This window comes from Mycobacterium sp., assembly GCF_035697385.1.
Taxonomy (GTDB): domain Bacteria; phylum Actinomycetota; class Actinomycetes; order Mycobacteriales; family Mycobacteriaceae; genus Mycobacterium.
On record NZ_DASSCY010000069.1, the window covers coordinates 1 to 12,517 of the forward strand.

Here is a 12,517-nt window from a genome sequence, read left to right on the forward strand (position 1 = left end):
GACGGCGTGGTGCTCGCTCATACCCGACTCCAACGATCGACGGCACCAGGGCGTTCAGCGTGCCCGCGGATGAGCCCCCGCCCACACCTCTCGCAGCGCATTCACGGTGACCATGGTGTAGATCTGCGTCGTCGTCACCGATGCGTGGCCGAGCAACTCCTGCACCACGCGGACGTCGGCGCCGCCGTCGAGCAGATGGGTCGCGAACGAGTGCCGCAACACGTGGGGCGACACCGCGGATTTGATGCCGGCGCGTTCGGCCGCGTCCTGCAGCACCTGCCATGCGCTCTGGCGCGACAGCCGCCCGCCGCGCGCGTTGAGGAAGATCGCCGGGGTGCTCTTGCCGCGACGAGCCAAATCCGGGCGTCCGCGGACGAAGTAGGCGTCCAAAGCCGTTACCGCGGGCCGGCCTATTGGCACCAGTCGCTGCTTGCCGCCCTTGCCGCGCAGCAACACCGACCGCGCGGTGGTGTCGACGTCGTCGACGTCGAGCCCGACCGCCTCGGAGATCCGCGACCCGGTCGAATACAACAACTCCAGCAGCGCCCGGTTGCGCAGTGTCAGCGGGCCGTCGACCTCGCTGTCGCCGCCGGCGCCGTCCAGCAGCGCCAGCACCTCGTCGACGGTCAGGCTCTTGGGCAGACGCCGGCTCGGGGTCGGCGGCTTGACCGCGCGGGCGACGTCGAGGTCGGTGAGTCCCTCGGACGCAGCGAAGCGGTGTAGCCCCCGCACCGCGATCAGCGTCCTGGCCGCAGACACCGCTGACAGCGGGGTGGTGCCAGCGTCGGGATCGCCGCGGCGCAGCGAGACCAGGAAGTCGCTGACGTCGACCTCGGTGACCTTGGCCAGATCGTCGATGCCGCGCGACGACAGATGCTCGCCGTAGCGGCGCAGGTCCCGGCGGTAGGAGCTCAACGTGTTGGCGGCCACTCCGCGTTCGATGGTCAGGTGGTCGAGGTACCCCTGCAGTTGATCATCGAGGGCGACCCGGAAGGTCGTCATCAGTGGCCCTTCCGGCGCCCAAAGGCTGTCGGCCGGTCGGTCCACGGTGCATCGACGGGCCGCAGTGAGGTCACGTCGGTGACCGTGTGTGCGGCCAGAATCCCGCCCACCGCAATGGAATTGACGATCTCACCGGAGAGCACCATTTGCCTGGCTTCGTCGAGTGGCACCCACCGCAACGTGAGATCGGCTTCTTCGTCGTGGGCTTCCGGCCGTCCGATATCGGTCAGCCCGGTCGCCAGATATACCCGCACGCTCTCGTCGGAGAAGCCGGGCGCCGAGTCCAAGTCGACGAGCGTGTGCCAGGTGGTCGCCGCGAGCCCGGCCTCTTCCTTCAGCTCACGCGCCGCGGTGATGTGCGGCGGCTCACCACCCAGGTCCAGCAGGCCCGCGGGCAGCTCCCACAGCCGCCGGCCGAACGGATGCCGGTACTGGTAGACCAGGATGACGTTGCGGTCGTCGTCCATCGCCAGAACGGCAACAGCACCGTAGTGCTCGACGACTTCACGTCGCGCGGTGTTGCCGCCGGGCATGCGCACTTCGTCGGCGCGTAAGGCGAAAATCTTTCCGACATAAACAGTTTCGGATGCGACCGTCTCGAAATCGTGTTCAGCCACGGGTCGCGGGCTCTTGCAGCAGTTGCCCGACCTCGTCGGGATGCTCGGCACCGTTCGCGTGCTCCGGAATATCCATGCCCGGCAGCCGCTCCTCCGCCTTGTAGTTCAGCGACGCTCCGATGAACGCGACGAACAGCGGATGCGGCCGGGTGGGCCTGCTCTTGAGCTCAGGGTGAGCCTGGGTCCCGACGATGAAGGGGTGAGCGTCGGCCGCGTACTCGACGAACTCCACCAGGTGGCCGTCCGGTGAGGTACCGGAGAATCGCAACCCGCTCTGCGCGATGCGGTCACGGTATTCGTTGTTGACCTCGTAGCGGTGGCGGTGCCGCTCGGACACCTCCGTCGCGCCATATGCTTGCGCCACAATGGAATCCGGCTCCAGCACGGCCGGATACGCGCCGAGACGCATGGTGCCGCCGAGATCAGCCTCGCCGGCGACAGCGTCGCGCTGGTCGGCCATCGTGGAGATCACCGGATCCGGTGTCTTGGGATCGAACTCCGCCGAGTTGGCCTCGGTGAGCCCGACGGTGCGGGCCGCTTCGATGACGATGCACTGCAGCCCCAGGCACAGCCCGAGGACCGGCAGTCCGCGCTTGCGGGCGTAGGAGATGGCGCCGATCTTGCCCTCGATGCCGCGGATGCCGAAGCCGCCGGGAATCAGGACACCGTGCACGTCGGCCAGCGCTGCCGCCGCGCCGTTCTCGGTCTCACAGTCGTCGGAGGCGACCCACCGCATCTCGACCTTGGCCCGGTGCTTGAAGCCACCGGCGCGCAGCGCCTCGGCCACCGACAGGTAGGCGTCGGAGAGGTCGATGTACTTGCCCACCAACGCGATCCGCACGGTTTCGTGGGGTTCGTGCACACGCTCGAGCAGGTCGTTCCATTGCGTCCAGTCGACGTCGCGGAACGGCAGGTTCAGCCGGCGCACCACATAGGCGTCGAGTTCCTCGCGATGCAGCACCTTGGGGATGTCGTAGATCGACGGCGCGTCGGGCGTGGAGATGACCCCGTCGACGTCGACGTCGCACATCAGCGCGATCTTGTTCTTCAGCGGTTCGGGCACGTCGCGGTCGCAGCGCAGGATCAGCGCGTCCGGCGTGATGCCGATGCTGCGCAGTGCCGCGACCGAGTGCTGGGTGGGCTTGGTCTTGAGTTCGCCGGACGGCGCCATGTACGGCACCAGCGAGCAATGCAGGAAGAACACGTTTTCGCGGCCGACGTCGTGGCGCACCTGGCGGGCCGCCTCGAGGAACGGCTGCGACTCGATGTCGCCCACCGTGCCGCCGATTTCGGTGATCACCACATCAGGGCGGTGGCCATCGGCGTCGGGCAGGGCCATCGCCAGGATGCGATTCTTGATCTCGTCGGTGATGTGCGGGATGACCTGGACCGTGTCGCCGAGATATTCGCCGCGACGCTCCTTGGCGATCACCGTCGAATAGACCTGCCCCGTCGTGACATTCGCGGAGCCCGACAGGTTGCGGTCGAGGAACCGTTCGTAGTGCCCGACGTCGAGGTCGGTCTCGGCGCCGTCCTCGGTGACGAACACCTCGCCGTGCTGGAACGGGTTCATGGTGCCCGGGTCGACGTTGAGGTAGGGGTCGAGCTTCTGCATCGTCACCTGCAGGCCACGCGCGGTCAGCAACTGCCCGAGGCTTGATGCCGTAAGGCCTTTGCCTAGGGAAGAAACGACGCCGCCCGTTACGAATAGATGCTTCGTGGCGGTTTGTGGGTGCTTGCGTAACGACGGCAAGAGCAACCTCCGTGACGACGGGCAGGGGCTCGCTGTGAATAGCTGGGGCCTGCCGACCCACGGAACCCAACCCTAACACCGACGCCGACAACCCGTCGCTGACACGCCATCGTTGGGAACTATTGCGGAATGGTTACCGACGACGCTCCTTGGCCGATGCCGTACTGACCCGGCCGCCCGCCGTTGATCAGATCGCTCAGGGCCAGCGCCGTCGTGATCCGGCCGGACTCGCTGTCAACGTCGTCGACGGTGCTGACCGCGGCGCTCAGCGCGGCATCAGACCTGATCACCGCCACAGCTGCGGTGCCAGTCGCAGAGCCGTCCCTGCCCACGAGGACCGTGCCCGCACCGTGTGGGGCCAGACCGGCCGCGAAGCGGGCGACGGTGGCGCCGCGATTACCGGCGTCGTCGCCCAGTCCCCCGCCCGTCACGATCAGCGCGGTGTTCGCGGCACCGATGTGTTGATTGCCATACGTCACGAACCCGGTGTCGCGCAGCGCGGCCAACACCGCGTCACGCGAGGCGTCGTCGACCACCTGCACCTTCGGGTCTTTGTTGATCAGCAGGGCGATGCCCAACAGGTCGCCGGCCTGCGAGCCCTGATCCACCGATGCGGTGCTCAGCTGTTTCCCTGCAGGCACGATCGGTGAGTTGACCACCGACATCAGTTTGTCGGCGGAGTTGGCGTCGACGAACTCCTGCGTCAGCGCCACCGTTCCGGTCACGGTTCCGCCGGCCTGCCCCACGATCCGGTTCATCGCCTCGACGTCGCCGTCGCTGGCGTCGGGGGTTCGGAACACCACCACCGACTTGTCGGCCAGTGTGTCGCGCAGGATGCGTGGCGACATCTGGGCGTCGAATTCACCTGCGGCGTTGAGCTTTTCGTTGAGCAGGTTCTTGTCGTCGGTGAGCGTATTGATCTCGTTCTGCATCTCCTGTTTGTCTTCGCGCAGACCAGACAGCAGGGTGTTGGACAGCAGGCCGGAACCCAGCGCCACTCCGATGGCGAGCGCCAGAAATACCGCCGCGAGTGAAATCGCGTGGCTACGTAATGAAATCAAGACTTCACCTTCTGCTCTTCGCGCAAGCGCTCATCGCCCTAGGTGACCCAACCCTGAACCCACAGCGAGAACCGGTTCCAGTAGTCGACGACCCAGTCGAGCAACGCGGCATCGGCGCGCGACACCCACAGCGCGGCGATCACCGCGATCAGCATCGCCAGCACCAGCAGTGCTATGGCGCCACCCGACACCCGGCTGCGGTACAGGGTGGCAACGGCTTTCGCGTCGACAAGTTTCTCGCCCACCTTGAGCCGGGTCAGGAACGTCGACGGGTTGCTCTGCTGCCGTGAGCGATCGAAGAACTCTTCGATGCTGGCGGTGTGGCCCGCGGTGACGATCAGCGACGCACCGTGGTGGTCGCACAACAGCAGAGCGAGGTCTGCGGCCGAACCCGCGGCGGGGAACGTCATCGCCCCGACGCCCAGATCCTGGATCCGTTCGAGCCCCGCGGCGTGCCCGTCGGCGTCGGCAGGCAGCACCACCTGTGCCCCACACCGCAGCACTTCGGCACTCATCTTGTCCGGATCCCCGACGATCAGCGCCGGGCGGTACCCGCCCTTGCGCAGCACGTCGGCGCCGGTGCCCACACCCACCAGGACCGGCTGGTACTCCTTGATGAACGGCTTAAGCGCCTTGAGGTCGGCGGCCGCGTTGGGCTCCTCTGCCACGATGACCACGTGGCGGCGGCTGAGGTCGGCTTCGATGTCGGGAATGCCGATGCCGTCGATCAGCAGCGGGCTCTCACTGCGGATGAACTCGATGGTGTTGCCCGCAAATGCTTCGAGGTGCGCGACGAGGCCGCTCTTTGCCTCGTGCATCAGTTCGTGGATCTCGTGGTCGGTGCGCTCGGCGCCGAGGATCAGGCGGCGATCGCCGGAGTACACGCCGCCCTCGTGGAGCCGGACGCGCTGCCCGTCCTTGACTTTCTTGAATACCTCGGGCCCGGTGTCGTCGATCAGCATGACGCCGTTGGCGACGAGCACCTCGGGTCCGAGGTTGGGGTAGCGGCCCGAGATCGACGGCGACGCGTTGACGACTGCGACGACATTGGCTTCGACCAGAGCATCCGCGGTGATGCGGTCCAAGTCCAGCGCGTCGATGACGACGATGTCGCCGGGGCTGAGGCGTCGCAGCAGTCGTTCGATGTCGCGGTCAACTCGGGCAGTGCCGGTGATTCCCGGCCGTGAGCTGGCATTGCGGGTTAGCAGCGCTGACATCTTCATGCTGCCGATTCTGTCGAGGAACGGCTCCCAAATCTGGGAGGCGCGCCGTAACATCAGCCCCAGAAGTACCTTTTGTCACACCGGCAACAGGGCTAATCGTACGGCTGGAACAGCTCCACGAGGTTGCCTGCCGGGTCGACGATGAGCGCCTGGCGCCCACCCCGTCCCGTGATCACATCGCCACGAAAGTCCACGTCGGCCTTCCGCATGGCCGCGACGGCATCGTCCAGGTCGTCGACCTGAAGCTGAAAACGGTTCCAGCCGCCCGGTTCTGGGTGGCTGCCGTCGGCCAGTGTTTGGCCGGCACCTCCCCCGCCGCCTGGCGAGTTCAGCAGCAGCCGCAACCCACCCCGGCGCAGCATCGCGAACCCCGGACCCGGGCGCATGGACACCTCGAACTGGAGTTGAGACGTGTAGAAGTCCACCGCAGCATCGACATCGTCGACGATGTAGCGAACGCTGATATCGGACATAATTGCACCTCCTTCAAGTTATGATACAGAAGTGTCCTATAGTCGTCAGCCCGATCCGCGCGTCGGCCACTCGCGACGCGTCATCTGCCGCGCGGCCCTCGAAGAGTTCGCGCATGTGGGCTACGCCGGATTCCGGATGGAAGCGGTGGCCGCGCGAGCGCGAGTCGGCCGAAGCACGGTTTACCGGCACTGGCCCGACAAGGCCGCACTGATCGCCGACGCCCTCGAGACCCTCAACGTGCAACCCGACCCGGACCGCGAGCTTGTCGCGGGCACCGCTCGGGAGCGCGTCGAATTGTTGCTGAATCACCTTGCGCGTGCGCTCACCGATTCACCGGTGTCCGCCTGCATCCCCGCGCTGATCCATGCGACCGACATCGACCCCGGAGTACGCGAGTTCTTCCACGCGTATTCGGCGCGACGGCGCAGGCGGCTGACCGAGACGATCGCGGCAGGTGTTGCGAGCGGGCAATTTCCGGAGCGCGTCGCCGCAGACGCCGCATCCGCGGCGTTGTCGGGTGCGATGTTCTATCGCCGGCTTATGACCCCCGACGCGCTCGACTCGGAGTTCATCACGGCCCTGATCGACACCGTGCTAGGGCCGTGAGCCGTCACTCGCTTGTGCGCTCTTTCTGGGCCGCTTCGAGCAACTCGCGAGCGTGCGCGCGTCCGCTGTCGGATTCGCCAAGCCCGGCGAGCATGCGCGCCAGTTCCGCGACGCGGTCGTCGTCGTCGAGGCGGCGCACACCGCTGGCCTTGTTGCGGCCGCCGCTGTCGACGGCAAGGTGCACGTCGGCGTAGGCGGCGACCTGCGGCAGGTGCGTGACGACGATGACCTGATGGGTGCGGGCCAACCGGGCCAGCCTGCGTCCGATCTGCACCGCGGCGCGACCGCCGACGCCCGCGTCGACCTCGTCGAAGACCATCGTGGTGCCCTCGACAGATGCGGCCAGGACGACCTCGAGTGCGAGCATGACTCGCGACAGCTCGCCGCCCGAGGCGCTCTTGTTCAGGGGCAGCACGTCGGTGCCGCGGTGGGCGGCGAAACCGAACTCGACGGCGTCGAACCCGTCGTGGCCGGCGTGCACGACGGCACCCGACGGCAGGGTGACCGGAGCCGAGTCGTCGGCGCGCGCAGGCAGCGGCGCGACGGACACGGTGAACACCGCGTCTGCCATCGCCAGACCGGACAGTTCCGCGGTCACCGCCTTCGAAAGACCTTTGGCAGCTTTGGTCCGCGCCTTAGTGAGTTCGCTTGCGGCGGTGACGACTTGGGCCTGCAGCTCGTCGACCCGGCGTTCCAGGCCGGCGAGCGCTTCCTCCGACACATCGAGTTGCGCCAGCCGATCGCGTGAGTCGCGTGCCCACTCCAGAACGCCGTTGATGTCCGCGGCGTACTTGCGGGTGAGCGTGCGCAACTCGCCCTGACGGGCCAGTTTGGTTTCCAATGTGCTTGCATCGCTGGGCAATTCCGAGAGGAAGTCGCCGAGCTCGCCTGCCACATCGGTGATCACCGCCAGGGCGCCTGCGAGCTGTTCGGCCAGCGCCCGCAGCGCGGAATCGTCAGTAGCCTCCAACGCGGACTTGGCGTGTCCGACACCGTCGGCCGCCGACACCGGATCGGGCGACGGATCGCCGTCGAGTACCCCGGCCAGCGCGGTCTTCGCGGTTTGGGCGGCTTCGCGCAGCGCATCGAGCTCCGACAGTCTCCGGATGTCGTCGACGAGCGCATCGTCCTCTCCGGGTTCCGGTGAGACAGTGTCGATCTCGGTGAGCCCAAACTTGAGCCGGTCGGCCTCCTGGGCCAGCTCCCGCGCCCGTTGCGTGCGGTCATGGAGATCACGGCGAGCCGCCAACCAGTCGTCGCGCACCGTGCGGTAGCGCTTGAGCTGCCGTTCGACGTCGGCGAACCGGTCCAGCGCCCCGCGCTGTTCGTCGGGCCGCATCAGGCGAAGCTGGTCATTCTGCCCGTGCAGCGTGAGCAGCTCGGTGGTGAAGGTGCTCAAGGACTTCGCAGGGACGCTGCGGCCGCCGAGGTAGGCGCGCGACGGTCCGTCGCGGCTGACCGAACGCGCGGCGATGACACTGCCGTCGTCGTCACGTTCGGCGCCTGAGGAATCGAGGATCTCGTCGACCTGCGCGGCCACGCCGTTGCCGAGTTCGCTTGTGGTGAACCGGCCTTCGACGACTGCGCGGTCAGCGCCAGAGCGCACCCGGGTCGCGTCGGCGCGGCCACCGCCCAGCAGGTGCAGGCCGGTGACGACCATGGTCTTGCCCGTCCCGGTCTCGCCGGTCAACACAGTGAGCCCGCGGTCGAACTCGGCGGTGGCGGTGCTGATGGCGCCCAGCGACTCGATACGGATCTCGGATAGCACTACTGTCCGCGCCACCCCGTGACCGGCAACCGGAACTTTCGCACCAGGCGGTCGGTGAACGGCGCGCTGTCCAGCCGCACCCACTTGAGCGGGGTGCCGCAGCGCGTCACCTCCAGGCGGCCACCCGCGGGGACCGCCATTTCGCGGCGGCCGTCGCAGAACACCAGGGCGGCATGACCGCCCGCCTCGACTTCGATCGCGATGGCGGCGGCCGGGCTGGTGACCATCGGCCGGGCGAACAGTGCGTGAGCGTTGTTGGGTACCACCAGGATTGCGTCGAGGTCCGGCCACACGATGGGTCCGCCCGCAGAGAACGCCCATGCAGTGGACCCGGTGGGGGTGGCCACCAGCACGCCGTCGCAGCCGAACGCCGAGACAGGCCGGCCGTCGACTTCGAGTACCGCGCCCAAGACGCCGAGGCGGGGGCCCTTTTCCAGGCTGGCCTCGTTGAGGGCCCAGCCGCGGTCCACGACCTCACCCTTGACGCGAACCACGACGTCAAGGGTCATGCGTTCTTCGACGCGGTAGTCGCGGTTGATGACGTGGTCGAGCACGCTGTCGATCGAGTCGGCCTCGGCCTCAGCGAGAAAGCCGATACGGCCCAGATTCACACCGAGCACAGGGATTTCGACGTTGCGGGCCAATTCGGCGGCGCGCAGGAACGTACCGTCGCCCCCCAGAACGAGTACCAGTTCGCATCCTTCGGCGGCGCGCTCGTCGGCGTCGACTACCTCGATCTCGACTCCCAGCGCGCGCATGTCGTCGGGCGCGAGGTGCAGCGGGCCACGGTCAACGGCTTCTGCCGACAACACCTTGAGCCCAATGCCGTTGTCGCCGAGCACCTTTTCCACCCGGCGGGCGACTTCGGTGGCTTCGTCGCGTCCGGTGTGCACCACCAGCAAGATGGTGCGCTCGCACGTCATTGCGGACCCTCCGCGACGGCCTGGCGCACGGCAACCTCGAGGAGTTCGCCCTCCAGAGGGCTTTCGGTGCGCGAACGTAGGTGCAGGAAGTATTCGACGTTGCCGGACGGGCCGGGCAACGGGCTGGCCGTGACGCCGACGGTGTGCCAATTCAGCGCGGCCGCGCGGCGGGCGACGGTGAGCACCGCGTCCGCGCGCAGTTGCGGGTCGGAGACCACTCCGCCCGCGCCCACCCGATCCTTGCCGACCTCAAACTGCGGCTTCACCATGGGAACGATATCGGCGTTCTCCGACGCGCACGACGTCAGAGCGGGCAATACCGTCGACAACGAGATGAACGACAAGTCGGCCACCACCAGATCTACCGGCCCGCCGATTGCCTCGGCGGTCAGCTCACGGACGTTGGTGCGTTCCATGACGGTGACGCGGGGGTCGTTGCGCAGCGACCAGGCCAGCTGGCCGTAGCCGACGTCGACCGCGACCACCTCGCGGGCATCACGATCGAGCAGCACCTCGGTGAAACCCCCGGTCGAGGCGCCGGCGTCCAGACAGCGGCGGTTGTCCACCGCCAGCCCGAACACCTCAAGGGCACCGATCAATTTGTGGGCGCCGCGCGACACCCAATTGCGTTCATCGGCGCCTTCGACGGTGAGAGCGGCGCTGACGGCGATGGCCGTCGCGGGTTTGGCCGCCGGCATGCCGTCGATGCTGACGCGACCGGCCCCGATCAGCTCCGCGGCCTGCTGCCGCGAGCGTGCGAGGCCGCGTCGGACCAGCTCGGCGTCAACACGAGCCCGCCGGGTCACGTGTGGTCAGCCCTTCTCGACCGATTCCAGCGCACGCACCAGCAGCTCGTGCGCCTCCTCGAGCCGAGCCGCGATGGTGTCGATGTCGGAATCGGCGAGGGCGGCGAAGTTCGAGTCCTCCGCCGCAGGATCGGGCACGTCAGCCAGCAGTTCCGCGATCTGGGCGCGTATCTGGTCAGGGTCGGTACTCATAGCGGTAATCACGCTAGTCGATTCGCGGGGGTGAGCATGGACCAGCGCTCCATGGCCTGTCGCGCGGTGTCGTCACCCGCCAGGAGTGTGAGGGCCCGCGCATCGTGCCTGACGTTCCACACCGCGCTGGCCGTGGCGCGGACCACCGACAGCGGATCTTCCGGGTCCCGGCCGGTTGACTGCACGGTCACGGCCGAGGGGCCGACGTCGACGTGCCACGCCGGGTGCGGGCCGACGCGCAGGCTGTCCGCGCCGACATGCAACGAGCGGAGGTCGGCGGCAATGTAATTGGGCCGCTGACCTACTGTCGCGCGCACGGCGTCGCCGGCGGTATTGACGCCGCAGAGTACGAGCAAGCTGGGCAGGCCGGCCGCGTTGGCGCCGGCGATGTCGGTGTCGAGTCGATCGCCCACGACCAGTGGGTTGTGAAAATCTCCCCGGGCCAATGCATCCGTCAACAGGGTCGGCTCCGGCTTGCCGGCGACCTGCGGCTCGCTGTCGGTGGCTGCGCGCAGGGCGGCGACCATCGAGCCGTTACCAGGCAGAAGTCCCCGCTCGGACGGCAATGTCAGGTCGACGTTGGCCGCGACCCACAGTGCGCCGCCGCGGATTGCGAGGGCAGCTTCAGCGAGGTCGGGCCAGCCCGTCTGCGGCGAATGTCCCTGCACCACTGCGACCGGCCCGTCCGACCACTCCCGGACCGGTTTGAGGCCCACGTTTCGTACTTCGGCGGCCAGCGATTCGGTGCCGACGATGAGAACCGCCGCACCGGGCTGCAGCTGCTCCTGTAGGAGGCGGGCGGCGCTTTGGGCGCTGGTGACGATGTCGTCGGGCTTGGCGGTGAAGCCCATGGCGCTGAGGTGCTGTGCGACTTCTCCGGGACCGCGGGAGGCGTTGTTGGTTACGAACAGCGCGCGCGACCGCACCACGGCGAGGGTTTCGACCGCGCCCGGCGTGGGTTCATGGCCGCGAAAGACCGTGCCGTCGAGATCGAGCAGCAAGCAATCATGGTCCTGCGCAAGGGTATTCACGTCAGGCGAGCTCCGTGATCCGTTCTTCGGCGTCGGTCACACCTTCGGTATCTGCGGCCGCGGTGTTGATGAACCATTGCAGCGCGTCGTCCTGTCTGCCGAGCGCGAGCAGGGTTTCGGCGTAGACGTAGAACAGCCGGGCGGCGGTCTGGCCGGTGCGTTTCGGATCCAATTGGGGACTCGACAGAAGCGCCAAGGCTTGCTCATGCTGGCCGAGGTCCGAGCGTGCGCCGGCCACGACGATGCGCAGCTCGTCGGCGTCGTCGCCGGTGAGCTGCGCCGCTTCGGGGCTGCGGGCCAGCTCGATGGCGCGTTCTGGACGGCCGACGCCGCGTTCGCAGTCGGCGATCAACGGCAGCAGCGGTGACTTGCTTCCCATCCGGCGCGCGGCCCGCAACTCGGCGAGCGCCTGCGCCCAGTCGCCGCAGTGGTACGCGGCGATGCCGACGGCTTCCCGCACAGCAGCGATTCGGCCGGAACGGGCGCGTGCGGCGCGGGCATGCGCCAACGCTGCCTCGGGGTCCTGGTCGAGAAGATCGCCCGCCGCCACGAGATGTCGAGCGACGACATCGGCTGTGCTGCGATCCAAAGTCGTGAGTTCGCCGCGGATTTCGGGCGATAGTTGTTTGGCTTCGATCTCCGGAGGAATACGCGGACCTTCGTGCTGTGGCGCCTCACGATCGGATTGAGGTTGTGCGCGGCGGGCACGGTCCGGGCCCGATGTCGGTGGCGCCGAGCGTTGATCGCGTGGCCCCCGTCGCGGCGTGCCGGCGTTGGATCCACGCCTAGGACGCCGTTCGTCTCCACCGCCGCCGTGCCTGTCCACGTATGCCTTTCTACCCGATCACACGACAATTGAGAATTCGAGAAACAATTGTCGTAAATAGAATCACCCCCCACGCAATTGTGGGGGGTGATCCTAATTTGTGTTCGGCGGTGTCCTACTTTTCCACCCGGGTTGGGTAGTATCATCGGCGCTGGCAGGCTTAGCTTCCGGGTTCGGGATGGGTCCGGGCGTTTCCCTGTCGCTGTTACCGCCGTAACTTTATTCACTCGTTTTT

General features: G+C 67.5%; 13 protein-coding genes and 1 rRNA gene. 1 reads left to right on the plus strand and 13 read right to left on the minus strand.

Annotation, left to right across the window (positions count from 1 at the left end; all coding sequences use genetic code 11):
- Positions 1 to 54: 54 nt before the first annotated feature.
- The 6 genes from xerD to VFH65_RS06470 form a co-directional block, all read right to left on the minus strand.
- The gene (gene xerD / locus VFH65_RS06445) at positions 55 to 1,002 is read right to left on the minus strand and encodes a site-specific tyrosine recombinase XerD (protein WP_353320325.1); all 948 of its coding nucleotides are present in this window, start codon (positions 1,000 to 1,002) and stop codon (positions 55 to 57) included.
- Positions 1,002 to 1,619: an NUDIX hydrolase gene (locus tag VFH65_RS06450; protein ID WP_353320326.1), complete on the minus strand. Its 618-nt coding sequence runs from the start codon at positions 1,617 to 1,619 to the stop codon at positions 1,002 to 1,004. The genes xerD and VFH65_RS06450 overlap by 1 nt, the downstream gene beginning before the upstream one ends.
- Positions 1,612 to 3,372, minus strand: coding sequence for a CTP synthase (locus VFH65_RS06455; RefSeq protein WP_353320327.1), 1,761 nt, complete (start codon positions 3,370 to 3,372; stop codon positions 1,612 to 1,614). The genes VFH65_RS06450 and VFH65_RS06455 overlap by 8 nt, the downstream gene beginning before the upstream one ends.
- 119 nt (positions 3,373 to 3,491) lie before the next feature.
- On the minus strand, positions 3,492 to 4,433 hold the full coding sequence (locus tag VFH65_RS06460; RefSeq protein ID WP_353320328.1) for a copper transporter: 942 nt from the start codon (positions 4,431 to 4,433) through the stop codon (positions 3,492 to 3,494).
- 38 nt (positions 4,434 to 4,471) lie between these two features.
- A complete protein-coding gene (gene steA / locus VFH65_RS06465) occupies positions 4,472 to 5,656 on the minus strand; it encodes a putative cytokinetic ring protein SteA (protein WP_353320329.1) in 1,185 nt (394 codons plus the stop codon).
- Between the two features lie 92 nt (positions 5,657 to 5,748).
- Positions 5,749 to 6,129, minus strand: coding sequence for a VOC family protein (locus VFH65_RS06470; protein ID WP_353320330.1), 381 nt, complete (start codon positions 6,127 to 6,129; stop codon positions 5,749 to 5,751).
- A gap of 31 nt (positions 6,130 to 6,160) precedes the next feature.
- Here VFH65_RS06470 and VFH65_RS06475 point away from each other — a divergent pair, with 31 nt between their 5' ends.
- Entirely contained in the window at positions 6,161 to 6,736 is a 576-nt protein-coding gene (locus VFH65_RS06475) for a TetR/AcrR family transcriptional regulator (RefSeq protein ID WP_353320331.1), read from the plus strand.
- A 4-nt stretch (positions 6,737 to 6,740) separates the two neighbouring features.
- Here the strand turns inward: VFH65_RS06475 and recN are convergent, their stop codons facing one another.
- The 7 genes from recN to rrf all read right to left on the minus strand — a co-directional run bounded on the left by recN (position 6,741) and on the right by rrf (position 12,498).
- Positions 6,741 to 8,504: a DNA repair protein RecN gene (gene recN / locus VFH65_RS06480; RefSeq protein WP_353320337.1), complete on the minus strand. Its 1,764-nt coding sequence runs from the start codon at positions 8,502 to 8,504 to the stop codon at positions 6,741 to 6,743.
- A complete protein-coding gene (locus VFH65_RS06485; RefSeq protein ID WP_353320332.1) occupies positions 8,504 to 9,427 on the minus strand; it encodes an NAD kinase in 924 nt (307 codons plus the stop codon). Before VFH65_RS06485 ends, recN begins: the two co-directional genes overlap by 1 nt.
- Positions 9,424 to 10,233, minus strand: a complete 810-nt coding sequence (locus VFH65_RS06490) for a TlyA family RNA methyltransferase (RefSeq protein WP_353320333.1) — start codon at positions 10,231 to 10,233, stop codon at positions 9,424 to 9,426. Before VFH65_RS06490 ends, VFH65_RS06485 begins: the two co-directional genes overlap by 4 nt.
- A 6-nt stretch (positions 10,234 to 10,239) precedes the next feature.
- Complete coding sequence (locus VFH65_RS06495; RefSeq protein WP_353320334.1) at positions 10,240 to 10,425, minus strand: hypothetical protein; 186 nt, start codon at positions 10,423 to 10,425, stop codon at positions 10,240 to 10,242.
- A gap of 8 nt (positions 10,426 to 10,433) precedes the next feature.
- Positions 10,434 to 11,456 carry an HAD-IIA family hydrolase gene (locus VFH65_RS06500; RefSeq protein WP_353320335.1) on the minus strand — a complete coding sequence of 341 codons (1,023 nt, stop codon included), beginning with the start codon at positions 11,454 to 11,456 and terminating at the stop codon, positions 10,434 to 10,436.
- A gap of 1 nt (position 11,457) precedes the next feature.
- Positions 11,458 to 12,282 (minus strand): tetratricopeptide repeat protein, encoded by an 825-nt coding sequence (locus VFH65_RS06505; protein ID WP_353320336.1) that lies wholly within the window; start codon positions 12,280 to 12,282, stop codon positions 11,458 to 11,460.
- Positions 12,283 to 12,384: 102 nt separating this feature from the next.
- A 5S ribosomal RNA gene (gene rrf / locus VFH65_RS06510) occupies positions 12,385 to 12,498 on the minus strand.
- Positions 12,499 to 12,517 lie beyond the last annotated feature (19 nt).

Bases quoted from the DNA above. Each gene is read 5' to 3' on its own strand.
- steA (WP_353320329.1), bottom strand. From the start codon at position 5,656: ATGAAGATGTCAGCGCTGCTAACCCGCAATGCCAGCTCACGGCCGGGA.
- VFH65_RS06485 (WP_353320332.1), bottom strand. From the start codon at position 9,427: ATGACGTGCGAGCGCACCATCTTGCTGGTGGTGCACACCGGACGCGAC.
- VFH65_RS06470 (WP_353320330.1), bottom strand. From the start codon at position 6,129: ATGTCCGATATCAGCGTTCGCTACATCGTCGACGATGTCGATGCTGCG.
- VFH65_RS06495 (WP_353320334.1), bottom strand. From the start codon at position 10,425: ATGAGTACCGACCCTGACCAGATACGCGCCCAGATCGCGGAACTGCTG.
- xerD (WP_353320325.1), bottom strand. From the start codon at position 1,002: ATGACGACCTTCCGGGTCGCCCTCGATGATCAACTGCAGGGGTACCTC.